Source organism: Pantoea sp. UBA7232 (genome assembly GCF_002473195.1).
Lineage (GTDB): Bacteria > Pseudomonadota > Gammaproteobacteria > Enterobacterales > Enterobacteriaceae > Pantoea > Pantoea eucrina.
In genome coordinates, this window is record NZ_DKTK01000006.1 from 1 (window position 1) to 23,017 (window position 23,017).

The following is a 23,017-nucleotide window of genomic DNA, read 5'->3' on the forward strand; positions in this document are numbered from 1 at the left end:
TCTGCGCCCGGCGCTGCGGATAGCGCCCCTCCTCCCCGCCTGCAAATTCTTCATTTCTTTTTTTTAATTTGGTTTGGTGTGCGCTGAAGCTTCTCTACAAAACCTTCAGCCATAAGACACTTATTGAAGAGAAAAAAAGCAGCAGCGGCGGGAAGCGCCATCCGGGTCCGCCGAGGGAGGGCACGGTTCCGGGATGAGCCGACAGGACGTCGGCGAAAGGGCGCGGTGAGCAGGAGCGAATGGCGGCCGGTCCCCGGGAAGCGGGCGTGAGCGAGGGAACCGCGCAGCGGCGGGCGGGGCTGGCGCAGGGCCGGGGAGTGCAGAGGGCGCGGCCAGGCGTCCTCTGCCCGGTCGCCGTGCCGGAGCAAAGGCAGCTGCCGCAGCTGACGGCGAACGGAACCGGCCCCGGGGCAGCATCGCCGCCGCAAAGGCAGCGGCCGCAGCTGACGGCGAACAGAACCGGCGCTTAACCGGCAAAAAACACCGCTTTACCCCGCTGAAAAGTGGCCTGCACCGGCGCAATCCGCGCCACGGCTTCAGCAGAGCAGCTGGCTGACACCAGCATCATGCTGGCTTCATCCTGCAGCGCAGGCCACTGCCGCACGCCCTGATTAGAGAGCGGCAGAATACCTCCGGTTGCGATATGCAGCGCGCGGCTTAGCCCATACTCATCAGAGCCGCGGTAAAGCTGAGCATAGAGATTGGCTTTTTCCAGCATGCTGCCGGTGCCAAAAGGGGACCAGTGATCGATCACGCTGTCAGTGCCGGTCATCACGTTGACGCCTGCCGCCTGCAGCTGCGGCAGCGGCATGGTCAGTCTGCCGATCGGAATGGTGGACGCCAGGCTAATCTGCTGCTCCGCCATGCCGGCAATCATCCGATCCAGCGCATCTCCTTCCAGCGTGGCCAGTGCAAAGCCGTGGCTCAGCGTTACGCGCCCTTTAAGCTGCGGATGACGGGCAACGGTATCAATCATGTACTGAATAGCCGCTACGCCCGCCGCGCTGATTTCGTGCAGATGGATATCCACGCCGCGCTGATAGTCGAGCGCTATCTGAAACATCGCATCAAGCGACGCTTCCATTGCGCCATCAACGCTGGTCGGATCGAGGCCGCCCACATGCGTGACGCCCGGCTGCATCGCCTCGCGCATCAGCCGATCAACCTTTGAGTGCAGCAGGCCGTGTTGCGGAAAGGCAACAATTCCGCAGCGGAAATCGGGATGCTGTGCCAGCGCCTGCTGCAGGTGCGCCAGGCTCTGCAGGCCGCTGACCGGATCGATGTTGCAGTGGCTGCGCGCTTCGGTGGTGCCTTTACTCTGCAGCAGGGCAATCAGCGCTTCGGCACGCGCCTGTGAAGTGGGGAGCAGCTGCGGGATCAGCACCTCTTCCCGGGCGATCATATCCATAATGGTTTTGCCCTGACGCGGGCGCGGAGCCTGCCACGGGCCGCCGTAAAACGTCTTATCAAGGTGGATATGCATATCACGGGTGCGGGGCAGCAGCAGCGCGCCCTGTGCATCCCACTGCGGCAGCGCAGCGTTGCGTGGCGTGCTGGCTGGCTCAATCGCGACAAACAGCCCCTCTTTAATCGTGAGGTTGTAGCACGCGGTGCGGGTGGCGATCACCTCGCCGCCTTCGCGTTCAAACGCCTCTTCAAGACGCACGTTGCAGAGCTGATAGTAAGCAGCGTCAGGCGGGGGTACCGCAGTCTGACAGGCTGGAAGAGCGGGTAACGGCGCGGCGCGACTCATACCGGCAGCCAGCAGGCTTCCGGCGGCGGTCAGGCGAACGCCCTGGCTGAGAAAAGAACGACGGCTGGCAGAGGTAACGGACATAAAAGGCTCCGGATCGCAGGGAAAACCCTAATCTGACAAATCTGCCGCGCCGCCGCTGCGATATTTGCCACTGCCCGGCAGTGGAAAAATCACTGCCACTGCAGATGGCAGAACTCAGCCAGCGCCTGCGCCAGCGTCTGCTGCAGCGCATCCTGCGGCAGACGGCAGAACAGCGCCAGCTCAAAATGTGTGACCGGCGGCAGACCCTCGGCGAGGTCCAGCACGCGATGGCCGGGGAGACGGCAGCTGGCGGGCAGTAGCGTCAGGCCCAGTCCGGCTTCGCTGGCGCTGGCGAGCGCCGCCAGGCTGGCACTGCTGTAGCTGATGCGCCAGCTGCGCGCCAGCTGGTCCAGCGCCTGGCACATCTCCTCCCGGTAGAGCCCCTGCTGCGGGAATACCACCAGCGGGACCGGCGAGCGGGTAAAGCAGGGATGAGCCTGGCTATCGAGCCAGAGCAGCGGCTCAGGGCGCGAGGCGAGGGGACGCTCGCCGCCGGGCTGCTTGATGAGCATGATATCCAGCTCTTCACGCAGCCATGCACGGTGCAGATCAACATACATGCCGCTCATAACATCAAGACGCAGCTGCGGGTGTGCCCGGCTGAAATCCGCCAGCAGCCCGGCGGTCGGCGCTGCAAAATCTTCCGGTACGCCAAGCCGCAGAACGCCGTCTCGCCAGGTATCGCCCAGGACATCCCACGCTTCACCGTTAAGCGTAATGATGCGGCGCGCGTAGGCCAGCATCTTTTCACCCTCTTCGGTCAGCGTAACCTGATGTGACGTGCGTACCAGCAGCGCTTTGCCGAGCATCTCCTCCAGCCGGCGCACCTGCTGGCTGACGGTGGACTGAGAAAGATGAACCCGCCCGGCGGCTCGGGTAAAGCTGGCGGTTTCGCAGACGGCAACAAAGCTCAGCAGCTGCTGAGGCGTAAACATAGGCTGACGATTCATTTTTCCACTGTTCGCTATGGCATTATTTTATTTCCCAATAGTAACTACTACTGCGATGCTGGCAATCTTTTAACACTGAGAGTGTTTATGAACAGAAATTCGCTGACGCTGGCCGCCCTGATCCTGGCCGGACTGAATATGCGTCCGCTGCTGACGTCGGTCAGCCCGCTGCTCGGTCAGCTGCGCCAGGCGATCGGCCTGTCACCGCTGGCGGCGTCGCTGCTGCCGGCGGTGCCGATGATCATGATGGGCGCGGTGGCGCTGCTGAGCGCATCGCTTTTACAGCGTATTGCGCTGCAGCGCCTGCTGCAGGCGGGATTACTGCTGCTGCTGCTGGCGCTGCTGGCGCGTGCAGCTACCGGCAGCGGCAGCGGACTGGTCGCCAGCGCGCTGGTTGCGGGCCTCGGTGCTGGCGTGGTGCAGATGGCGATGCCGGGTGTGATCCGCCAGCGTTTTGCACAGCGCAGCGCTGCCGTAACCGGGCTGTGGGCGGGGGCGCTGATGGGCGGCGGCGGGGTGGCGGCGACGCTGACGCCCTGGATCAGCGCCAGAATGGGCTGGACGCTGGCGTTAAGCAGCTGGGCTTTACCGGCGCTGCTGGCCCTGCTGCTCTGGCTGCGGATAAGGCTGCCGGCGACGGCGACGCAGCCGGCACCGGCGCTGCCCCCGCTGTGGCGCACGCCGCGCGCCTGGTCGCTGGCGCTGAGCTTTGGCCTGGTAAACGGCGGCTACGCCACCTGCGTGGCGTGGCTCCCGGACGCGTATCAGCAGGCCGGCTGGAGTGAACAGGCGGGCGGTTCACTGCTTGGCGTAATGATTTTGTGTCAGGTTATCGGTGCGCTGCTGATGCCGCTGCTGGCCCGCCACACCGACCGGCGTCCGCCGCTGATTTTCAGCCTGCTCTGTCAGCTGACCGGTATGGCTGGCCTGCTGGTTGCGCCGCAGTTCGCCCCCTGGTGCTGGGCCGCAGTGGCCGGGTTTGGCCTGGGTGCCGCGTTTCCGCTGACGATGGTGCTGGCACTTGATCACCTGCCACACCCGCAGGCGGGCGCACGCCTGGTGGCATTTATGCAGGGCGCCGGGTTTATCATTGCCGGCTGCATGCCGTTTGTCGCCGGCCAGCTGCAGGCGTTCAGCGGCAGCTTCTCCAGCGTCTGGCTGATGCAGGGTATGATTACGCTGGGCCTGATTGCGCTGAACCTGCGCTTTCATCCGCACAGCTATACCGGCGCATTTACTCACGTGTCGCGCTGATTGGTCCTACCAAAAGCGTTAAAACCTTTTTGCCCGGTCACACTGCTGCAAAATTCTCCCGCAATGCGTTGCTTTCAGTTAACAACGCATTAACTATCTGACGCCATAAGCCCGGTTTCCTGAATGCGGTCCGACCACTTTCAGCGCGTCACGGGCACTGTTGCACGGTGCATGTTTTGCTGCACCGTGCCGGTTTCACTCCTCCGGAGATAATGGCATGCAGGTATGGCAGCAAAATTATGATCCGCTTAATAATCTATGGCTTTCCAGCCTGGTCGCAGTGATACCGATTGTTTTTTTCTTTTTTGCGCTGATTAAACTCAAGCTCAAAGGCTACCAGGCGGGCACGGCGACCGTTGTGCTGGCGCTGCTGGTGGCGCTGCTGCTGTATGGCATGCCAGTGGGGCAGGCGCTGGCGTCGGCGGTGTATGGTTTTTTCTATGGCCTGTGGCCGATCGCCTGGATCATCATTGCCGCCGTGTTTGTGTATAAGATCTCGGTTAAAACCGGGCAGTTCGACATTATTCGCGCGTCGATCCTGTCGATCACGCCGGATCAGCGCCTGCAGATGCTGATCGTCGGTTTTGCCTTTGGCGCCTTCCTGGAAGGGGCGGCAGGGTTTGGTGCGCCGGTGGCCATTACCGCTGCGCTGCTGGTCGGGCTGGGCTTCAAACCGCTCTATGCGGCGGGCCTCTGTCTGATTGTCAATACGGCGCCGGTAGCGTTCGGCGCGATGGGGATTCCGATTATTGTGGCCGGGCAGGTCACCGGGCTGGACAGCTTTCAGATTGGCCAGATGGCCGGGCGACAGCTGCCGTTTCTGACGCTGATTGTGCTGTTCTGGATTATGGCGATCATGGATGGCTGGCGCGGGGTGAAAGAGACCTGGCCGGCGGTGATCGTGGCGGGAGGATCGTTTGCCATTGCTCAGTTCCTGAGCTCCAACTTCCTCGGGCCGGAGCTGCCCGATATTATCTCCTCGCTCGCCTCATTGATCTGTCTGACGCTGTTTTTACGTCGCTGGAAGCCGGTACGCATTTTCCGTTTTGAAGAGCGCGATGCAGCTGACGCCATGCCCGGAGCGCAGCGCTATACGCTGGCGCAGATTGTGCGCGCATGGATGCCGTTTCTGTTCCTTACCGCGACGGTGACGCTGTGGAGTATTCCGCCGTTCAAGGCGCTGTTTGCCAAAGGCGGCGCACTCTATGACTGGGTCTTTACCGTGCCGGTACCGCTGCTGCATGAGCTGGTGGCGCGGATGCCGCCGGTGGTGAGTCAGGCCACGCCGTACGCTGCACTGTTTAAATTCGATGTGGTTTCAGCCACCGGCACGGCGATTCTGGTTGCGGCACTGCTGTCGATCCTCTGGCTGCGGATGAAACCGCGCGCGGCGCTGCAGACGTTCGCAGAGACGCTGAAAGAGCTGGCGCTGCCGATCTACTCTATCGGCATGGTGCTGGCGTTTGCCTTTATCTCTAACTACTCCGGGCTCTCTGCTACGCTGGCGCTGGCGCTGGCGCACACCGGGCAGGCGTTTACCTTTTTCTCACCGTTTCTCGGCTGGCTGGGCGTGTTTCTGACCGGATCGGACACCTCCTCCAACGCGCTGTTTGCCGCGCTGCAGGCGACCACGGCCCAGCAAATCGGCGTCTCTGATATCCTGCTGGTGGCCGCTAATACCACCGGCGGCGTGACCGGTAAGATGATATCGCCGCAGTCGATTGCGATCGCCTGCGCGGCGGTCGGGCTGGTGGGGAAAGAGTCCGATCTGTTCCGCTTTACCGTGAAACACAGCCTGATTTTTACCTGCATGGTCGGGGTGATCACCACGCTGCAGGCCTACGTGCTGACGTGGATGATCCCGTGAGCGCGCCGCTGCGCGAACGTCTCAGCGCCTGGATCGGCGCGCAGCAGCTGACGCCCGGCATGCGGCTGCCGGGCGAACGCCAGCTGGCGGCGCTGCTGGGCGTCTCGCGCTCCTCCCTGCGCGAGGCGATTCAGCAGCTGATTAACAGCGGCGTGCTGATCAGCAAACGCGGCGGCGGCACCTGGCTGTGCCAGCCGCCGGAGCCCTGGTCAGAACAGCGTATCGTCGAGCCGATGCATCAGCTGCTGGCGGCCGATCCCGATTACCGCTGGGATATTCTGGAGGCGCGCCACGCCATTGAGGCCAGTACCGCCTGGCACGCCGCGCTGCGCGCAACGGAAGCGGATAAAGAAAAACTGCGCTACGCCTTTGATGCGCTGCTGCGGCTGAACGACTGCGGCGATCCCGATCTCGCCGCGCAGGCCGATCTGCGTTTTCATCTCGCCATCGCAGAGGCTTCACACAATCTGGTCTTACTGCAGACCATGCGCGGCTTTTTCGATTTGCTGCAGTCATCGGTACTGCACAGCCGTCAGCGCATGTATACCCAGCCGGTGATTTTTAACCGCCTTAATGAGCAGCATCAGGCAATGTTTGATGCGGTGATGGCAGGCGATGCCGCCGCCGCGCGTCAGGCGGCGATGGATCACCTCGGCTTTGTCCATACCACGATGAAAACGCTGCATGAAGATGAAGCGCGTCAGGCGCGCATCACCCGCCTGCCGGGCGAAACGGCAGCGACCCGTAAGGAGAACACCTGATGATTATCTCTGCTGCCAGTGACTATCGCGCCGCAGCGCAGCGCATTTTGCCTCCGTTCCTGTTTCACTATCTGGATGGCGGTGCCTATGCTGAGCATACGCTGCGGCGCAACGTGGCTGACCTTTCAGACGTCGCGCTGCGTCAGCGGGTGCTGAAAAATATGTCCGCGCTGAGTCTGGAAACCCGGCTGTTTAATGAGACGCTGGCGATGCCGGTGGCGCTGGCGCCGGTGGGGTTATGCGGCATGTATGCGCGCCGGGGGGAGGTGCAGGCGGCGCGGGCAGCGGCACAGAAGGGGATCCCCTTTACGCTCTCTACCGTCTCGCTCTGTCCTATCGAAGAGGTGGCGCCAGCCATCAACCGGCCGATGTGGTTTCAGCTCTATGTGCTGCGCGATCGCGGATTTATGCGTAACGCGCTGGAGCGCGCCAAAGCAGCCGGCTGCACCACGCTGGTGTTTACCGTCGATATGCCCACGCCGGGGGCGCGCTATCGCGATGCGCACTCCGGCATGAGCGGGCCGCACGCTGCGCTGCGCCGCTACTGGCAGGCAGCCACCCACCCGCAGTGGGCGTGGGACGTCGGGCTGCACGGCCGGCCTCACGATCTGGGCAACATTTCAGCTTATCTCGGCAAACCCACCGGCCTGGAGGATTACATTGGCTGGCTGGCTAACAATTTCGATCCCTCGATCTCCTGGCAGGATCTGGAGTGGATCCGCGATTTCTGGGAGGGACCGATGGTGATTAAAGGCATCCTGGATGCGGAGGATGCGCGCGATGCGGTGCGCTTTGGCGCTGATGGCATCGTGGTCTCCAACCACGGCGGACGTCAGCTCGATGGCGTGCTCTCGTCAGCGCGTGCGCTGCCGGCCATCGCCGATGCGGTTAAAGGCGATATCACCATTCTGGCAGACAGCGGCATTCGCAGCGGTCTGGATGTGGTGCGCATGCTGGCGCTGGGTGCCGACAGCGTGCTGCTGGGACGCGCCTTTATCTATGCGCTCGCCATACACGGCCAGCGCGGCGTAGAGAATCTGCTGACGCTGATTGAAAAAGAGATGCGGGTCGCGATGACGCTGACCGGCGCAAAATCGATCGCGGATATCACACAGGATTCGCTGGTACAGGCTAACGCCCTGCTGAGCGAGGCGGGTTTACAGCCCGCGCGCCCGCGCGCGGTGCGCTGAGCCAGGCAAAACAGAGCGGGTTGTCTATACTCAGTGCTGTCCACTAACAGGAGGAATGACATGACCATTCACAAGAAAGGATCGGCCCATTGGGAAGGTGACATCAAAGGTAAAGGTACCGTCAGCACAGAGAGTGGCGTACTGAGTCAGCAGCCGTATGGTTTTAATACGCGCTTTGAAGGCGGGAAAGGGACTAACCCGGAAGAGCTGATTGGTGCCGCACACGCTGCCTGTTTCTCCATGGCGCTGTCGCTGATGCTGGGCAATGCCGGCCATAAGCCGGAGAGCATCGACACCACCGCCGATGTCTCGCTGGACAAAAAAGGCGAAGGCTTTGCCATTACTAAAGTGGCACTGACCAGCACGGTGTCGCTGCCGGGCGTGGATAAAGATGCCTTTGACGAGATTATTCAGAAAGCGAAAGCGGGCTGCCCGGTATCGCAGCTGCTGAATGCGGAAATCACGCTGGATTACACGCTGAATAACTGATTGCGCACCGCGCAACGGTCAATGTTTTAACGATGCGCCTGCGGGCGCATCATTGTTTCTGCACTCAGGCATACTCCGCATCATGCAGCGCTTCACGCACGTTACGCAGGCTGCTGCGCGCAATACGATACGCCTTGCGCGGATCGCCCGCCACAAACTCAAACGTGGGTGAATAGTAGAAGGGAAGCCAGCCATCGAAGCCATTTTCCCACTCCCAGCGCACCGGGCAGGGCCAGAGGATACCGTCATACAAAATGTAATAAACCCAGCGTCCGGCAGGACGGCGGGGGCGCGATTTCTTCATGGGATTCACAACGATGATAGTGTAAAACAGCTTATATTTTGAACCTTATTGCCAGCGCTTGCAATGGCGACTGGCTAAAATGTGAGCAAAGCAGTAAATCCTGGCCTCAATTCAGCGATGAACCTCGCCGCACAGCAAGACCACGTTAGGACGGACTTTGTAGATACGATTGGCCATGGTTTCACAGGCCGTTTTTGTCGGATAAATACGCTCTGATACCGGCAACGCGTCACAGGCATCGTGCCCGCAGGCACTCACTAATAAAACAAAACCAATCAGCATAACCGGGCTCCTTTAACACCTTCGCGCTGGTACGGAATGTGTGGCTGTGTGTTCCCTTTTTTGATCCAGTATAGACAATTGCCTCACAGGTCAATGAACACCCTGAGCGGCTTTTTTATCCGAACGGTCTGCCAGCAGCGCGCTGCGCATCCAAACCCGGCACAATCCAGGCTAAACTGTGCAGCTGACCCCTATTAAACGAGTGAGAAAAGCATGTCTGATATTGCCCATCCTGCCAGCAGTCCAAAACAGGCTGCACTGCAGCTGGTTATCGAGCTGGTCCGTGCCGGAAAATTAAGCCCTCTGCATGGCGATGCGTCAAATATGATCTCCATTTATGAGCAGTTCAAAAGCCACTTCGAAGCGGATAAACATAAAGATTCTGCTATCTCCTGACAGCGCTAGCCGTCCGGCACGTTCTGCTGCAGCTAACCGATGCTGCGGCGACGGCCAGGCGGCGGTTTCAGATGATTATGCCCCTACCACAATATAATCACCATCCTGCACTATTTCTTTGCCAGTTAATTTATCCGGATTGAGTTTTGATATTTCTCACACTTTCTGTATCCAGATCTGAAACCGGTTGCAGAAAATCTTCTGGCTGTGTATTCGTTAATTAAACACCATTCAAAGGAAACGAACATGCCAAAGATTTTACTGTGCTGTGCCGCCGGAATGTCCACCAGCATGGTGGTACAGAAAATGGAAAAAGCGGCAAAAGAGCAGGGTGTTGATGTTGAGATAAAAGCGGTCGGAATAGAGGAGTTTAACGAACAAATTCAGGGCGTTGATTGCTGCCTGCTTGGTCCGCAAATCAAATATAAACTGGCTGATTTCGCCCCGATAGCCCAGCAGCTTAATAAGCCTATTGCCGTTATAAATAGCATGGATTACGGCATGATGAACGGCGAAAAAATATTAGCAGATTCATTAAAACTGATTCACCCCTGAAAATAACGCCCGCACTCAAATAATTCTTCCGCCTGCGCAACTGTTGCGCAGGTTAATTCTCTTGTTGCCTGTTGCAAGGAGCTTGCCCATGAGCAGCATCAGTGAATCTTTATTTGGCGTCATTGAAAACCGCATCAGCCCATTCGCCGGACGCCTCTCCAGCCAGCGTCACGTCATCGCAATTCGCGATGGTTTCATCGCTTCTATGCCGTTTCTGATTGTCGGCTCGTTTATGCTGCTGTTTGCCCATCCGCCATTCTCTGCCGACAGTTCATGGGCCTTCGCACAATGGTGGCTGGGTATGGTGCAGGCGCATGAAGCGCAGATCATGATGCCCTACAACATGACGATGGGTATTATGGCGCTCTACATCGCCAGCGCTATCGCCTATAACCTTGCCACCAGCTACAAAATGAACGGTTTTATGGCGGCCAGCCTGTCGCTGATGGCTTTTCTGGTGGTGGCAGCTCCCCAGAGCGATAAGATGCTGCCGGTAGGCTCGCTGGGTGGTGAAGGGATCTTCACGGCGATTCTGGTGGCGTTGTTTGCCACAGAAATGATGCATTTCCTGCAGAAACACCATATTGGCTTTAAGCTGCCAGAGCAGGTTCCGCCAAAAATCCGCCAGTCGTTTGATCTGCTGATCCCGATTGTCGCCATTTTTCTCACGCTATTTCCGCTCAGCCTGTGGGTGCAGGCGCAGTTTGGCATGCTGCTGCCACAGGCGATTATGGCCATCTTCGCGCCGGTCATCTCCGCATCTGATTCACTGCCCGCGGTACTGATTGCGGTGCTTTTGTGCCATATGCTGTGGTTTGCCGGCATTCATGGTGCGGTGATCGTCGGGGGCATTCTGCAGGCGTTCTGGCTGACCAATCTCGGGCTGAATCAGCAGGCGCTGAACGCCGGTGAGCCGGTCATGCACGTGTTTATTGAACCTTTCTGGCAGTTTTTCATTGTGATAGGCGGATCGGGTTCCACTATGGGGCTGGTGCTGCTTTATCTGCGCAGCCGTTCAGCGCACCTGCGCTCAATTGGCAAACTGAGCATTGTGCCCAGCATGTTTAACATCAACGAGCCGGTAATATTTGGCTCACCGGTGGTGATGAATCCCATCCTGTTTATTCCGTTTCTGCTTGCGCCGCTGGTTAACGCCGTGATCGCCTGGACCGCCACCAAAACTAACCTGATTAATCACGTTGTCTCACTGGCACCGTGGACCACGCCCGCTCCGATTGGTGCCGCCTGGTCAACCGGCTGGGACTGGCGCGTGATCGTGCTGATCGCCGTGCTGGTGGCGATTGCCACGCTTATCTACTACCCGTTTTTCAAAATGTATGAGCGCCAGCTGCTGCAACAGGAGCAGGAGCAGGCCGCAGCGGCACAACTGGCTAAGGAGTCATGATGGAAATTGATGAAACCACGGTAATGGAGCTGATCATTCAGGCGGGAGAGGCGCGCTCCTGCGCCATGCAGGCGCTGCGTGCGGCGCGTAATCAGGCGTGGAGTGAAGCGGACGCACAGCTCACGGCCGCCACGCAGGCGGCAAAAGCGGCGCATCGTATCCAGACCGAACTGATTGGTGCTGATGAGGGCTGCGGCAAAATTCCGGTCAATTTAATTATGGTACATGCCCAGGATCATCTGATGAACGCCATGCTCTGTCGCGAACTGGCGGAAGAGATCATTCAGCTGCGTCGTGAACTGGCGGCGCAACAGTAAGGAGCAGCTATGCAGCATCATAATCCCGGTGCGTTTCCGGATGGATTTCTCTGGGGCGCATCAACGTCGGCGTATCAGGTTGAGGGCGCATGGAATACGGATGGCAAAGGACCGTCAGTCATCGACCACGCGCGCTTCAGCGATAACGTCACTGACTTTACCGTCTGCAGCGATCACTATCACCGCTTTAAAGAGGATATTGCGCTGCTGGCCGAAATGGGATTGAAAACCTACCGGTTTTCGATTGCCTGGAGTCGTCTTTACCCTGACGGCGACGGCGAGCTTAATCCGGCTGGCGTGGCGTTTTACCAGCAGCTGATTGATGAAATCTGCCGGCACGGCATTGAACCGCTGGTCACGCTCTACCATTTTGATCTGCCGTGGGCGCTGCAGCAGGCGGGCGGCTGGTCAAACCGGCGCACTGTCGCAGCGTTTGAGCGCTTTGCCGTCACCTGCTTTGAACACTATGGCAAGCAGGTAAAATACTGGCTGACCATCAATGAGCAGAACATGATGATCCTCAAGGGCGAGGTCATCGGCACGCTGGCAGAGGGCACAGAAGATGTGCAGCGCAGCCTCTATCAGCAGAATCACCATATGATGCTGGCGCAGGCGCAGGCGATGATCGCCTGTCATCAGCGTCTGCCGGGTGCAAAAATCGGCCCGGCACCGAATATCTCCTGCGTTTACGCCGCCAGCTCACGGCCGGAAGATGTGCTGGCCGCCGATAATTTTTCAGCCATTCGTAACTGGCTCTATCTCGATCTTGCGGTACACGGACGTTACAACGCGGTGGTGTGGGCCTTTTTACAGCAGCGTGGCTGGCTGCCGGAGATTGCGGCGGATGATATGGCGATCATTGCAGCGGGCAAACCCGATTTTATCGCGTTTAACTACTACGCCTCCGCTACCGTCAGCGCTGACCTGCCGGATGCGGCACGCGGTGAACTCAACAGTAAGCAGAAAGCGGATCAGCAGATGGCGGGCATCGACAGCACGGTGTATGTCGGCTGCAATAATCCGCATCTGTCGCAGAATCAGTTTGGCTGGTATATCGATCCGGTCGGCTTTCGCATCACCGCCCGTGAGATCTACGCGCGCTATGCGCTGCCGCTGATTGTCACGGAAAATGGCCTGGGCGCCTTTGATACGCTGGAAGCGGGCAACAAAGTACATGACGATTATCGTATCGCCTATCTGCGCGATCATCTGCGGCAGCTGCGGCTGGCGATTGCGGATGGCGTGGTGCTGTTTGGCTACTGTCCCTGGTCAGCGATCGATCTGGTCAGTACCCATCAGGGGATCGGTAAACGCTACGGCTTTATCTATGTAAACCGCGATGAACATGACCTGAAAGATCTGGCGCGCTATCGTAAAAAGAGCTTTTTCTGGTATCAGCAGCTTATTGCCAGCAACGGCGCTACGCTCGACGACGCGGTCAGCTACTGATCGCGCCGCGCGGGTCCGTCAGCAACCGACGCGCGTTCAATCAGCCGCCCGCTAAAGGGCGGTAACACGCTAACCGGCTTGCCCTCCAGCATGGCGACCAGCTGCGCCAGCGTGTGCTGGATCATTTCAGCAACCGGCACATGTACCGTGGTCAGCGGCGGCAGAAAAAAGGCGGCCATATTAATGTCATCGAAACCCACCAGAGAGACATCCTGCGGCAGCCGTTTTCCAGCCTCGTGCAGCGCCAGTGCCGCGCCCATCGCCATATCGTCATTACTCGCCATCAGCGCGCTGAACGCGATCTGCGACGCCAGCAGCTGCTGTGTGGCCAGCTGACCGCTGAGCGAGGTCCATGCGCCCTGGATGACCCGGGCAGGCTCAAAGGGCAGCTGATGAGCAGCCAGCGCCTGCTGATAGCCCGCCAGCCGTGCGGCAGCGGTGGGCGAGCCCGGCAGGCCAGTAATAAACGCGATATCCTGATGCCCGCGCTGGATCAGATACCGTACGGCATCAAAGGTATTCTGCTGATGTGTGGCCCAGACGCAGTGTTCTGCATGCTGTGTCAGCTGCCGGTTCACCACCATAATCGGAATGGCGTGCTGCTTAATCAGCGCTTCCAGCGCGGCCGTATCCAGAAAGCGCGGATAGATAATGATCGCGTCACAGCGCAGATCGAGCAGAAATTCAATTGCCGCCCGTTCATCGTCGGCGCTGGTTTTACCGTCCGCCAGGATCAGCTGGCGCCCGTAGTTATTGGTCAGGGTGGCAGTCTGATAAAGCAGCTCGCTGAAATAGGGGCCGTTGAACAGGGAGTGGGTGACAATCAGACCAATATTCTGTGACTTCTGCGTTGCCAGACTGCGTGCCAGCAGGTTAGGGCGATAGCCGGTCTCTTCGATCGCCTGAAACACTTTCTGCTGCGTCGCTTTACTGACGTAGCGCGTACCCGCCAGCACGCGCGATACGGTGGCTTTAGAGACGCCAGCCTTCCGGGCCACATCCAGCATTGTAATCATTTTTCCGTCCCATCATCCCTTCACGTGTAAGCGTGATAGTAACTGAAAATGCGCGGCGGCAGAGGAGTGCCCAGGTAAACAGTGAAGCCGATCAGGCAAAGAACCAGGCGGGCAGGATCGCAATCAGATTATTCAGCGTATGCAGGAAAATGGGCAGGGCGAGGTTATTACTGCGCAGGCGCGCATAGCAGAGCAGCAGCGAAAAGAGCGTCAGCGCTACCAGCGTTTCCCAGTGCACATATTGCGTGTGCAGCGCCGCAAACAGCAGCGACGTCAGCAGCATGCAGGCGAAGCGGCTGCGGGGTGCCCAGATCAGAAACGCCTGCAGCAGGAAGCCGCGAAACAGCACTTCTTCAAATACCGGCGCCAGCAGTACTGCCGTCAGCAGCAAAATCAGCATGGAGTTGCGCCCCTGCTGGCTCTGCTCAATCAGCCAGCCCTCCGGCTGTAAAAACTGCGTCTGAGCCACCATCAGCAGAAACAGGGCTCCAATAAACAGCAGCGTCTGCAGAGGGCGCAGGGCACCCAGCGGAATATCGCTGCGCCGCTGACAATAAAAGCGGTAGAGTGGATAGATCACGGCGAACTCAAACAGGCAGAGAACCGGCACCAGCAGGCCATCATTCCGCAACGCACTATAGTTGGGAAAGAGCGTGATCAGCATCGTTACGAGGTAATAGACAACAAAGCAGCCCGCATAAAACAGGGTTAAGGTGACTTTGTCGGATTGAGTATCCATAGGCGACTCAGCGGGCAGGGGGAATGGCATAGTAGCAATGGCGCTGAGTGCTGTCGAGGTGCGCGATCTCAGATTTCAGTACCACCTGAGCTTTACAATAAAAACCAGGCACGGCGGGCAGATACCCGACGGGCGTGCCTGGCGGTCACCGGCCAGCGCGTTAACGAACGCGAACGGCCACGAACGTCATCAGAATAGCGCAGCCGATAAAAATCATGAGTTCCATAGTAAGCCTCCTCAGATGATTCTTAGAAATGATAGTTTTTTTCTGGGCAAAAGTGAGTCATTTAGTGCGATTAATCCTAAACTGGCCGCAGAAAATAGCCGTTTCCGGCGTGTAAACGGGCATTTTTTTCGGCCGGTAGCGTTCGTTTAGGCGCCGCGCTTTGCTACTCTCAGAGGCGACGTAGTTATCTGTTCAGAAGGAGAGAGTTGTGACGCATTGTGGAAAAATCCTGTTGCTAACCGCTGCCATGGCCTTAAGCGCCTGTCAGTCTGCCGGCAAAACCAGTACCCAGGCTGCGGCCAGCGTGGATCCGGAAACCGACCAGTGTCGCGCATCGCAGTATCAGAACTTTATTGGCCAGCCACTGACAGCGATCGGCAGTCAGAAATTTGCGGGTCCGGTACGCGCGATCCCCTGGAACGGTGCCGTCACAATGGACTTTAATCTGCACCGGCTCAATTTTATGGGCGATAAAGAGGGCAATATCACCCGCGTCTACTGCGGCTGACACCAGACGGACACGCGACTGTCATCGGGTTGTCATGCCCGGCGGCGAGGATACTCTGACAAACAGAGATCGCCTCGTCATCTCAGACATGCACTGTTCGTCTTGTTTCTTCCCGCTGCGGCGGGAATTTTTTTAACCGGCGAACGCGCTACTGCAACAAGAGGTAATGATGAAAAGATTTTCAGGCTTTCTGCTGTTAACGCTGCTGGCTCCGCTGGCGCATGCATCCGGCGAAGCTGCCTGGCAGGAAAATGAGCAGCAGAGCCGTCAGGCGTGCCTGCTGGCCAGTACGCTGGCGCAGGCGAAAATTGTGGGTAAGCCGGTGCAGTTTGACGACCGCACCGGTTATGACGCGCTGCTGCTGCAGGGACGCTATCCGCAAAAGCACATGAAAAACCGCACCGGACGTGAACTCTGCCTCTACCATCGTCAGAGCGGTAAAGCCGTCGTCAGCGAAGCCGATCAGCTGCGGGTCGCAAAATAAATCATCCCTCAGGCACCCGGCTCGCTGCTGCCCAGTAGCTGCGCCAGCAGCGTCCGGTAGCTCTGCAGACGCTGCTCATCGCCCTCAAACTCCAGCTTCTCAATGACCCGCGCAACAACCGCTTTACTGGTCGCAGGCTGCCCCTCGGCCATCAGTTCCCGCATAATAGCTGCCAGCAGATCGCTCTCATGCGGCAGGTGCCAGGCAGGCGTGTTGAAATAGTCGGTAATCGCCCGACTGGCGCTGTCAGGATAGGTTCTCATGGCTGACCTCCGCAGAGACAACACGGCGTGCCGCCAGAGGGCGGCAGCAACAGAACCTGAACGGCATGCCCGCAAACGTGGCCGCGCGTCTGGTTATTTTTTAAACATAGTTGCGCGCCTTAAGCTTGTCAGCAACGTTTCGTCATATTTTTTCACATTTGCCGATCGTCCTGATGCAGCGTCAGCGTCATCTGCCAGCGCTGCTGCGTCAGCAGGAATTCCGGGCTGACGCTCGGGCTCCAGGAGTCATCGCCGCCAACTCCCATATGAAAACCATCAAGATGCAGCCAGCAGCCTGTTTCCGGTTGCAGCAGATGACGATGTGACGTATCGCGCAGCTGCTCAAGACTGTAGCGACTGAGTGAAAAGGCGAAATCACCGCTGATTTGCCAGCTGCCGCTGTCGAGCTGCCGGGTACCGCAGCGCAAGCCGTTTTCACCGGGGAAAACATAGTCGGTGGTAAGATCGGCAAGCGGCAGCTGCCAGCGGGAGAACTGCGCTGCCAGCTGGCGATCCGGATAGTTTTCGTGAGGACCCAGACCCAGCCAGCTGACCTGCTCCGGCGAGCGCGCCAGCTGGCAGCGCCAGCCGATACGCGCCGGCGGCGGTAATCCGGCGGCCTGCTCCACCGTCAGGGAAAGCGTAACCTCACCGCGGGCGCTGATAAAGTAGCGCTGGTGCGTGGTAAAGCAGACCTGCTCCTGCACGCGCCACTGATGCCAGCTTTCAATCTGTACCCCGTGCGCCAGGCTGTCGGCCTGCATTGCCAGCAGCACCGGTTCAAGCTCTTCGTAGCCGGCGCGCCGCCAGCGTTCGACCCAGGCGTTGGGATCCACGCTGGCTGCTTCACTGGTGCCGATATCGTTGTCAATCGGCGCGCGGACAAAGCAGGGCTGCAGCGGCGTCAGCAGGGTCTGCTGCTCACCCACCAGCCACGCGGTCAGCTCACCGCTGAGGCGCGAGAAGCGCCAGCGCTGCTGCGCGATCGCCACTTCAATCTCCTCCGGCTGCATAAGCAGCTGCGGCGCACTGTCGCCAATCGCCGGCAGGCGCAGCGGCAGCGCGGCAGGCAGCTGCCACTGATCCCACGCCACGCGGGCGTCAGCGTCGGACCAGGCGGTAGCGTCCGGCTGATGCACCGCAACATTCAGCCACGCGGCACCCTGCAGGCCTGACGGCAGCGCAATCTCAATCTGCTGACTGCCCTGCGGCGCAATATCGAGCGGCACCGTGCCGGTCGCGACCGGCACGCCGTCCTGCTCAATGCACCAGCGCAGCTGCTCGTTGTCGCTGTGCCGGAACAGATATTCACTGGTAACGGTGATGCGGCCCGGCTGCGTGGCGTCGTGGTCAAAGCGGAAAAACTGCTGCGCGCGCTGCGCCTCAAACAGGGCGGGGTGCGGCGAGCGGTCAGCATAGACCAGGCCATTCATGCAGAACTGACGATCGTTAGGGGTGTCGCCAAAATCGCCGCCGTACGCCTGCCAGGCATTACCGCTGCTGTCGTAGCGCGTCAGGCTCTGATCGGCCCAGTCCCAGACAAAGCCGCCCTGCAGACGCGGAAACTCACGGAACGCCTGCCAGTATCTGGCAAAGCCGCCAAAGCTGTTCCCCATTGCGTGCGCATATTCACACAGGATCAGCGGGCGCTGTTCACCCGGCAGGCCAATCCACTTTTTCAGCGACCACTTGGGCACGGCCGGGAAGGGTTGATCCTGATCGACCCGCGCATACATCGGGCAGATAATATCGGTTGCATTGCTGTCTGCGCCGCCTCCCTCATACTGCACCGGACGCGTTGTGTCGCTGCTTTTAACCCAGCGGTAGAGGGCGTCATGCGTGCTGCCATGTCCGGATTCATTGCCCAGCGACCAGATAATAATGCAAGCGTGGTTGCGGTCGCGCTGTACCATACGCGTAACCCGCTCGCTGAAGGCGGCAAACCAGCGCGGATCGTCAGAGAGCCGGTTCATCGGCTGCATACCGTGCGTTTCAATATTTGCCTCATCCATCACATAGAGACCGTAGCGATCGCACAGGCGATACCAGAGCGGATGGTTAGGATAGTGGGCGCAGCGCACCGCATTGAAGTTATGCCGCTTCATCAGCACGATATCGCGGCGCATGCTGGCCTCATCCACTACCTGACCGCGTTCCGGATGGTGTTCATGGCGGTTAACGCCGCGGATCAGCAGCGGCTGGCCATTCAGGCAGAGCTGGCCCTGCTCAATGCTGACGCGCCGGAACCCGACATCATACGCTTCCGCTTCCAGTACCTGCTGCTGCGCATCCAGCAGTGTGACCACCGCGCGGTAAAGGTGGGGCGTCTCCGCGCTCCAGAGCCGTGGCTGACTCACCGGCAGCCGCAGCGTGGCCCGCTCCGGATAGCGTCCGCGCTCATCAATAATGGCGCTGCCGGGCGCCTGCTCCTGCGTGCCGATGCAGGTATCGCCCAGCCACAAAGAGACGCGAATACGGCAGCCTGCCAGCGCGGTCTGGCTGGCATCAAGCTTGACGCTGACGCGCAAGTCACCCTGCGAATACTCCGGGCTGAGCACGGTTTCAAGCTGGATATCCGCGAAGCGGACGTCCGGTTTATGCAGCAGCGTCACATCGCGGAAAATGCCGCTCATGCGCCACATATCCTGATCTTCCAGATAGCTGCCGTCACACCAGCGCAGCACCATCACGGCCAGGCGATTTTCGCCTGCCTGCAGCGCGGCGCTAAGGTCAAATTCCGCCGGCAAACGGCTGTCCTGAGAGTAGCCAAGCCAGTGTCCGTTACACCACACAAAGCAGGCCGAATTAACACCGTCAAAAATAATGCGCGTCTGGCCCCGCTGTAGCCACCGATCATCAACGGTAAATGTGAGCGAATAGCATCCGGTAGGGTTGGCCTGCGGCACAAACGGCGGATTAACCGGAATAGGGTACTGCACATTGGTATAAACTGGCGCATCATAACCGTACAGCTGCCAGTTAGCCGGTACCGGAAGCGCCGTAGCATCCGGCAGATCCTGCTGCAGCCAGCTCTCTGGCACCGCTTCAGGCTGGGTAAAATAGCTGAACTGCCACTCACCGTTCAGCGACTGCAGGGAAGGCGACGGGCGATCCTCGCGGGCGGCCTGTTCATCGCGCCAGCTGGCAAAGGGCGGATGGGTATCGAGACGGTGCAGGCTGGTGATAACCGGATTTTCCCAGTCGCGACGCGCCAGAATAGCCGCTAAGGAGAGCGCAGAAGTCATGATGATATCTCTGAAATTGTAATGCGCTCACATTGATGGAAATAGCATCAGCTGTAAAGCGGTCTTTGCTGAAACCGTGACAAAAAAGCAGGATCTGCAGCAGGCTGCCTGCAGCAGCAAAACGTTTCGCCATTAGATGTTGAATTGTTACGCTTTTTTAAGGCTTATTTATTCACAAAAGTGAGGAAAAGCGCTTGTTGTTTTCTTCTGCTCAGTGCTAACGTCAGCACTCCTTTCCTTATCGAGTTCATTGCATGAAAAATCTGATTGCAGAACTCCTGCTCAGGCTGGCGGAGAAAGAAGAGGCGTCCAAAGATCTGGTGGTACAGATCGAGGCGCTGGAGATAGTACTGACTGCCATGCTGCGCCAGCTGGATGCGGAACAGCACCATCAAATCGCCAGCGCGATTAAAAACGCGATGCCGCCCGCCGCGCCGGTTGCTGAGAGCGCTAATGCGGTGCTGCTGCGAAATTACATCGAAAAATTACTCAAATACCCTCGCCAGTAAGCGCGCGTAAGCGATTTGCCGCTGTTTTACTGATTTTCGTGCCAGACTGATAAAGCCCCCCTACACGGAGATCCCGGCAATGAAAAATTCGTTACTGATTCTGACTGGCGCTGCGCTGCTGTTTACCGTCGGCAGCGCCAGCGCTGCAGAAAAAACGCCGCAGCAGGAGAAGATGGCGCGCTGTAATCAGCTCGCCGCCACGCAAAATCTGAAAGGCGATGAGCGCAAAACGTTTATGAGCGACTGCCTGAAAAAAGAGAGCAAGCTCGGCAATATGACGCCGCAGCAGCTGAAAATGAAAAGCTGCAACAGTGCAGCCGGGGAAAAAGATCTCTCGGGCGATGCGCGCAAAACCTTTATGAGCACCTGCCTGAAAAAAAGCGCCTGATGATAAAAGCGGCATCTGATTAATGACTTAGCTGCCGCTTGCTTTATTTTTCCTGCCAGTTTCCCACGCTTTGCCACACTTACTCTTTGCAGGGGGTTGTCATCCCGCATCCGAAAATAATAAAGGAGCAAGGTGTGAGCTATCAATCTATCACAGAGCTTAACGCGCTGGCGCAGCAGCAGCCCGTGCCGTTCAGCGTGGGCGAGACCGACATTATTTTGATCCGCGATGGCGATCAGGTGCAGGCGTTTCAGGCCAAATGCCCGCACGCCGGCGCGCCGCTGGCGGAAGGGGCCGTCTGTGACGGCAAACTGATCTGCCCGTGGCACAAAGCGGTATTTCAGCTGCAGGATGGCAAAATGTGTGAACCGCTGGCGCTGGCCAACCTGACGCGTTATCCGGTGCGGATCGAGCAGGGCAAGGTGCTGGTCAGTGAGCAGCCGCTTTCTGAGGCATCCGCACCCGCTGCGGCAGAGCGCGCGCCAGTCTATGTCATTCTCGGCAGCGGAGCGGCGGGCGCCGCGGCGATCTGGACGCTGCGCGATGAGGGATTCAGCGGACAGATTATTCGCATCGAGCGGGAGGCCACGGCCCCGTATGACCGTACCGCGCTCAGCAAGTTTGTGCCGTCGGGCAAAATGGCTATTGAGGATGTCCCTGCGCTGCTGGAGCAGGATGTGCTGGGGCCGGTCGCACTGCTGCAGGACGAAGTGGTGCAGCTGCAGGCGCGTGCAAAGACGTTAACGCTGAAGAGCGGAGAACAGGTGAGGTTTGATCGGCTGCTGGTGGCTACCGGCGGCGTACCGCAGGCGCCGGATATTCCGGGCCGGGATCTGGCCGGTGTTCACCTGCTGCGTTCTCGCGATCAGGCTGAGGCGCTGCTGAAAGATGTCGATGAAACGCAGGAGCTGGTGATTGTCGGCAACAGTTTTATCGGTATGGAAGTTGCCGGAGCGCTGCGCAGTCGTGACGTAAAGGTCACCGTGGTTGCCCGCCAGCGTCTGCCGTTTGTAAAACAGTTTGGCAAAGAGATAGCGGAGCATTTTTATGCGCTGCACCGCAGCAACGGCATTATCTTTGAGCAGGGTGAGCCGGAGGCGCTGGAGGGAGAGCGTGAAGTCACTGCGGTACGCCTGAAAGGAGGCAAAACGCTGCCCGCGCGGCGGGTGCTGCTCGGCACCGGCGTCAGACCTGCAACCGGGTTTGTGCATGACTTAACGCTGCAGGAGGATGGCAGCCTGCTGACCGATCGTCAGCTGCGGGTAACAGATAGCGTCTGGGTCGCCGGCGATATCGCCACCTATCCCACCGCTGATGGCGAACAGCGCATTGAGCACTATCGCGTGGCTCACCAGCAGGGGCGCATTGCCGCGCTGAATATGCTGGATAAGCAGATTGAGTACGACCGCGTACCTTTTTTCTGGACGGCGCACTACGGCACCCGTTACGAATATCTCGGGCATGCCGAAGAGTGGGATGAATATCGTCTGCTGGGATCGCTGGATGACCAGACGTTTATTGCGTTCTACTGCCAGCAGGGGAGAATTGCAGCGGTCTGCTCGGCCGGATTGTACACGCTTACCGCCGCGCTAATCGAACAGATGCAGCAGCCGCTGACGCTGGCGCAGGGCGTGGCGCTGTATGAGCAGTACACCGCGTAACTGCCCGGCTTAATTCCGGTCCTCAGTTCAGGAAAGAGGACCGGATCGCCGGCAGAAGAGGGCTGCGATTACGCTTTGCTCAGCGCCTCTGACTTCGCCATGCAGCGCTGCATGGCGTTCATCACCGCCGCGCGAAAACCATTCTCTTCCAGCGCTTTTACCGCCTCAATCGTCGTGCCGCCGGGCGAGCAGACCTGATCTTTCAGCTCAGCAGGATGTGTGCCCGTCTCGATGACCATCTGCGCGGCACCTTTCACCGCCTGCGCGGCAAACTCATACGCCTGCGCGCGCGGCATGCCGCCCAGCACGGCTGCATCGGCCATCGCTTCAATAAACATAAATACATATGCCGGAGCAGAGCCGCTGACGCCCACAACCGCGTGGATCAGATACTCATTGACCACGGCGGCTTTCCCGAAACTTTCAAAAATAGCGACGATATCGTCCACTTCCTGCGGCTCCACCAGCACGTTAGGTGTCACCGAGGTCATGCCCTCATTGACCAGCGCTGGCGTATTGGGCATCACCCGCACAATTTTGCGATCGTGACCCAGCACGCCGGCCAGCGAATCCAGCGTCACGCCTGCGGCAATCGAGACCACCAGCGCATCCTTCTTCATCACGCCCGCCAGATCGCTGAGCACTTTCAGAATCACATTAGGTTTGACCGCGCCAAACAGGATATCCGCCTCGCGCGCCAGTGCTTCTGCGCTCTCCGCCGCGCTGATCCCGTACTGCTGCGCCATCTGCTGGTTAGTTTCCGCTTTGCGGTCCCATACCAGAATATTGGCCGGGGCGATAAGCCCGCTGTTGACCAGGCCGCTGATAATCGCCCGGGCCATATTGCCGCAGCCGATAAAGCCGATTTTTTTCTCCAGCATCGCTCTCTCCTTAATCGTATTGATTTCGCTGCGGGTTAGCT

General features: G+C 59.0%; 24 protein-coding genes. 15 read left to right on the forward strand and 9 right to left on the reverse strand.

All coding sequences use genetic code 11. The annotated features are described in order from the left end of the window. Window positions 1–466: 466 nt before the first annotated feature. Both B4056_RS03300 and B4056_RS03305 read right to left on the reverse strand, forming a co-directional pair. Window positions 467–1,837: an amidohydrolase gene (locus B4056_RS03300; RefSeq protein ID WP_288653826.1), complete on the reverse strand. Its 1,371-nt coding sequence runs from the start codon at window positions 1,835–1,837 to the stop codon at window positions 467–469. 89 nt (window positions 1,838–1,926) lie between these two features. Next, window positions 1,927–2,787, reverse strand: a complete 861-nt coding sequence (locus B4056_RS03305) for a LysR family transcriptional regulator (protein WP_288653828.1) — start codon at window positions 2,785–2,787, stop codon at window positions 1,927–1,929. 87 nt (window positions 2,788–2,874) lie between these two features. Between B4056_RS03305 and B4056_RS03310 the strand changes: the two genes are divergently transcribed. The 5 genes from B4056_RS03310 to B4056_RS03330 all read left to right on the forward strand — a co-directional run bounded on the left by B4056_RS03310 (window position 2,875) and on the right by B4056_RS03330 (window position 8,348). Then, window positions 2,875–4,041: a cyanate transporter gene (locus B4056_RS03310; protein WP_113654947.1), complete on the forward strand. Its 1,167-nt coding sequence runs from the start codon at window positions 2,875–2,877 to the stop codon at window positions 4,039–4,041. Between the two features lie 217 nt (window positions 4,042–4,258). Then, window positions 4,259–5,908: an L-lactate permease gene (gene lldP, locus B4056_RS03315; RefSeq protein ID WP_288653830.1), complete on the forward strand. Its 1,650-nt coding sequence runs from the start codon at window positions 4,259–4,261 to the stop codon at window positions 5,906–5,908. Then, entirely contained in the window at window positions 5,905–6,669 is a 765-nt protein-coding gene (gene lldR, locus B4056_RS03320) for a transcriptional regulator LldR (protein ID WP_288653832.1), read from the forward strand. Before lldP ends, lldR begins: the two co-directional genes overlap by 4 nt. Then, window positions 6,669–7,859 (forward strand): FMN-dependent L-lactate dehydrogenase LldD, encoded by a 1,191-nt coding sequence (gene lldD / locus B4056_RS03325; RefSeq protein WP_288653834.1) that lies wholly within the window; start codon window positions 6,669–6,671, stop codon window positions 7,857–7,859. The genes lldR and lldD overlap by 1 nt, the downstream gene beginning before the upstream one ends. A 60-nt stretch (window positions 7,860–7,919) precedes the next feature. Then, complete coding sequence (locus B4056_RS03330; protein ID WP_094112128.1) at window positions 7,920–8,348, forward strand: OsmC family protein; 429 nt, start codon at window positions 7,920–7,922, stop codon at window positions 8,346–8,348. A gap of 64 nt (window positions 8,349–8,412) precedes the next feature. On the opposite strand, the gene B4056_RS03335 is transcribed toward B4056_RS03330, so the two are convergent. After that, window positions 8,413–8,652 (reverse strand): hypothetical protein, encoded by a 240-nt coding sequence (locus B4056_RS03335; protein ID WP_039382924.1) that lies wholly within the window; start codon window positions 8,650–8,652, stop codon window positions 8,413–8,415. Window positions 8,653–8,763: 111 nt separating this feature from the next. Continuing rightward, complete coding sequence (locus tag B4056_RS03340; RefSeq protein WP_166713742.1) at window positions 8,764–8,934, reverse strand: hypothetical protein; 171 nt, start codon at window positions 8,932–8,934, stop codon at window positions 8,764–8,766. A 213-nt stretch (window positions 8,935–9,147) separates the two neighbouring features. On the opposite strand from B4056_RS03340, the gene B4056_RS03345 reads away from it, so the two are divergent. From B4056_RS03345 to B4056_RS03365, 5 genes are all read left to right on the forward strand, one after another. Next, window positions 9,148–9,330, forward strand: a complete 183-nt coding sequence (locus B4056_RS03345; RefSeq protein WP_039382925.1) for a hypothetical protein — start codon at window positions 9,148–9,150, stop codon at window positions 9,328–9,330. Between the two features lie 246 nt (window positions 9,331–9,576). Further along, window positions 9,577–9,885 carry a PTS sugar transporter subunit IIB gene (locus B4056_RS03350; RefSeq protein ID WP_288654210.1) on the forward strand — a complete coding sequence of 103 codons (309 nt, stop codon included), beginning with the start codon at window positions 9,577–9,579 and terminating at the stop codon, window positions 9,883–9,885. 88 nt (window positions 9,886–9,973) lie between these two features. After that, entirely contained in the window at window positions 9,974–11,290 is a 1,317-nt protein-coding gene (locus B4056_RS03355; protein WP_071668605.1) for a PTS sugar transporter subunit IIC, read from the forward strand. After that, the gene (locus B4056_RS03360; RefSeq protein ID WP_039382928.1) at window positions 11,290–11,607 is read left to right on the forward strand and encodes a PTS lactose/cellobiose transporter subunit IIA; all 318 of its coding nucleotides are present in this window, start codon (window positions 11,290–11,292) and stop codon (window positions 11,605–11,607) included. Before B4056_RS03355 ends, B4056_RS03360 begins: the two co-directional genes overlap by 1 nt. A 9-nt stretch (window positions 11,608–11,616) precedes the next feature. Next, window positions 11,617–13,056, forward strand: a complete 1,440-nt coding sequence (locus B4056_RS03365; RefSeq protein ID WP_094112126.1) for a glycoside hydrolase family 1 protein — start codon at window positions 11,617–11,619, stop codon at window positions 13,054–13,056. Here B4056_RS03365 and B4056_RS03370 read toward each other — a convergent pair. Together B4056_RS03370 and B4056_RS03375 are read right to left on the reverse strand one after the other, a co-directional pair. Continuing rightward, on the reverse strand, window positions 13,050–14,072 hold the full coding sequence (locus B4056_RS03370; RefSeq protein WP_094112125.1) for a LacI family DNA-binding transcriptional regulator: 1,023 nt from the start codon (window positions 14,070–14,072) through the stop codon (window positions 13,050–13,052). The two genes, B4056_RS03365 and B4056_RS03370, sit on opposite strands and share 7 nt — an antisense overlap. A 91-nt stretch (window positions 14,073–14,163) precedes the next feature. Then, window positions 14,164–14,811, reverse strand: coding sequence for a CPBP family intramembrane glutamic endopeptidase (locus B4056_RS03375; protein WP_094112124.1), 648 nt, complete (start codon window positions 14,809–14,811; stop codon window positions 14,164–14,166). A gap of 434 nt (window positions 14,812–15,245) precedes the next feature. Here B4056_RS03375 and B4056_RS03380 point away from each other — a divergent pair, with 434 nt between their 5' ends. Further along, on the forward strand, window positions 15,246–15,545 hold the full coding sequence (locus tag B4056_RS03380) for an I78 family peptidase inhibitor (protein WP_094112122.1): 300 nt from the start codon (window positions 15,246–15,248) through the stop codon (window positions 15,543–15,545). A gap of 169 nt (window positions 15,546–15,714) precedes the next feature. Continuing rightward, window positions 15,715–16,029: a hypothetical protein gene (locus tag B4056_RS03385; RefSeq protein ID WP_039385730.1), complete on the forward strand. Its 315-nt coding sequence runs from the start codon at window positions 15,715–15,717 to the stop codon at window positions 16,027–16,029. An 8-nt stretch (window positions 16,030–16,037) separates the two neighbouring features. Here B4056_RS03385 and B4056_RS03390 read toward each other — a convergent pair whose 3' ends face one another. Both B4056_RS03390 and B4056_RS03395 read right to left on the reverse strand, forming a co-directional pair. After that, on the reverse strand, window positions 16,038–16,292 hold the full coding sequence (locus B4056_RS03390) for a biofilm development regulator YmgB/AriR family protein (protein ID WP_094112121.1): 255 nt from the start codon (window positions 16,290–16,292) through the stop codon (window positions 16,038–16,040). Between the two features lie 152 nt (window positions 16,293–16,444). Continuing rightward, window positions 16,445–19,537, reverse strand: coding sequence for a beta-galactosidase (locus B4056_RS03395; protein ID WP_288653838.1), 3,093 nt, complete (start codon window positions 19,535–19,537; stop codon window positions 16,445–16,447). A 254-nt stretch (window positions 19,538–19,791) separates the two neighbouring features. Here B4056_RS03395 and iraP point away from each other — a divergent pair, with 254 nt between their 5' ends. From iraP to B4056_RS03410, 3 genes are all read left to right on the forward strand, one after another. Further along, a complete protein-coding gene (gene iraP / locus B4056_RS03400) occupies window positions 19,792–20,046 on the forward strand; it encodes an anti-adapter protein IraP (protein ID WP_288653841.1) in 255 nt (84 codons plus the stop codon). A gap of 79 nt (window positions 20,047–20,125) precedes the next feature. Further along, window positions 20,126–20,434 (forward strand): PsiF family protein, encoded by a 309-nt coding sequence (locus B4056_RS03405; protein ID WP_094112119.1) that lies wholly within the window; start codon window positions 20,126–20,128, stop codon window positions 20,432–20,434. A gap of 134 nt (window positions 20,435–20,568) precedes the next feature. Then, on the forward strand, window positions 20,569–22,095 hold the full coding sequence (locus B4056_RS03410; protein WP_094112118.1) for an FAD-dependent oxidoreductase: 1,527 nt from the start codon (window positions 20,569–20,571) through the stop codon (window positions 22,093–22,095). Window positions 22,096–22,163: 68 nt separating this feature from the next. Here B4056_RS03410 and proC read toward each other — a convergent pair whose 3' ends face one another. After that, window positions 22,164–22,976 (reverse strand): pyrroline-5-carboxylate reductase, encoded by an 813-nt coding sequence (proC, locus tag B4056_RS03415; protein ID WP_113654941.1) that lies wholly within the window; start codon window positions 22,974–22,976, stop codon window positions 22,164–22,166. Window positions 22,977–23,017 lie beyond the last annotated feature (41 nt).

Bases quoted from the DNA above. Each gene is read 5' to 3' on its own strand.
- B4056_RS03305 (WP_288653828.1), bottom strand. From the start codon at position 2,787: ATGAATCGTCAGCCTATGTTTACGCCTCAGCAGCTGCTGAGCTTTGTT.
- lldP (WP_288653830.1), top strand. From the start codon at position 4,259: ATGCAGGTATGGCAGCAAAATTATGATCCGCTTAATAATCTATGGCTT.
- B4056_RS03355 (WP_071668605.1), top strand. From the start codon at position 9,974: ATGAGCAGCATCAGTGAATCTTTATTTGGCGTCATTGAAAACCGCATC.
- B4056_RS03405 (WP_094112119.1), top strand. From the start codon at position 20,126: ATGAAAAATTCGTTACTGATTCTGACTGGCGCTGCGCTGCTGTTTACC.
- B4056_RS03360 (WP_039382928.1), top strand. From the start codon at position 11,290: ATGGAAATTGATGAAACCACGGTAATGGAGCTGATCATTCAGGCGGGA.
- lldD (WP_288653834.1), top strand. From the start codon at position 6,669: ATGATTATCTCTGCTGCCAGTGACTATCGCGCCGCAGCGCAGCGCATT.
- B4056_RS03365 (WP_094112126.1), top strand. From the start codon at position 11,617: ATGCAGCATCATAATCCCGGTGCGTTTCCGGATGGATTTCTCTGGGGC.
- B4056_RS03375 (WP_094112124.1), bottom strand. From the start codon at position 14,811: ATGGATACTCAATCCGACAAAGTCACCTTAACCCTGTTTTATGCGGGC.
- B4056_RS03340 (WP_166713742.1), bottom strand. From the start codon at position 8,934: ATGCTGATTGGTTTTGTTTTATTAGTGAGTGCCTGCGGGCACGATGCC.
- B4056_RS03335 (WP_039382924.1), bottom strand. From the start codon at position 8,652: ATGAAGAAATCGCGCCCCCGCCGTCCTGCCGGACGCTGGGTTTATTAC.
- proC (WP_113654941.1), bottom strand. From the start codon at position 22,976: ATGCTGGAGAAAAAAATCGGCTTTATCGGCTGCGGCAATATGGCCCGG.
- B4056_RS03395 (WP_288653838.1), bottom strand. From the start codon at position 19,537: ATGACTTCTGCGCTCTCCTTAGCGGCTATTCTGGCGCGTCGCGACTGG.
- B4056_RS03345 (WP_039382925.1), top strand. From the start codon at position 9,148: ATGTCTGATATTGCCCATCCTGCCAGCAGTCCAAAACAGGCTGCACTG.
- B4056_RS03300 (WP_288653826.1), bottom strand. From the start codon at position 1,837: ATGTCCGTTACCTCTGCCAGCCGTCGTTCTTTTCTCAGCCAGGGCGTT.
- B4056_RS03330 (WP_094112128.1), top strand. From the start codon at position 7,920: ATGACCATTCACAAGAAAGGATCGGCCCATTGGGAAGGTGACATCAAA.
- iraP (WP_288653841.1), top strand. From the start codon at position 19,792: ATGAAAAATCTGATTGCAGAACTCCTGCTCAGGCTGGCGGAGAAAGAA.
- B4056_RS03390 (WP_094112121.1), bottom strand. From the start codon at position 16,292: ATGAGAACCTATCCTGACAGCGCCAGTCGGGCGATTACCGACTATTTC.
- B4056_RS03370 (WP_094112125.1), bottom strand. From the start codon at position 14,072: ATGATTACAATGCTGGATGTGGCCCGGAAGGCTGGCGTCTCTAAAGCC.
- B4056_RS03385 (WP_039385730.1), top strand. From the start codon at position 15,715: ATGAAAAGATTTTCAGGCTTTCTGCTGTTAACGCTGCTGGCTCCGCTG.
- B4056_RS03310 (WP_113654947.1), top strand. From the start codon at position 2,875: ATGAACAGAAATTCGCTGACGCTGGCCGCCCTGATCCTGGCCGGACTG.
- B4056_RS03350 (WP_288654210.1), top strand. From the start codon at position 9,577: ATGCCAAAGATTTTACTGTGCTGTGCCGCCGGAATGTCCACCAGCATG.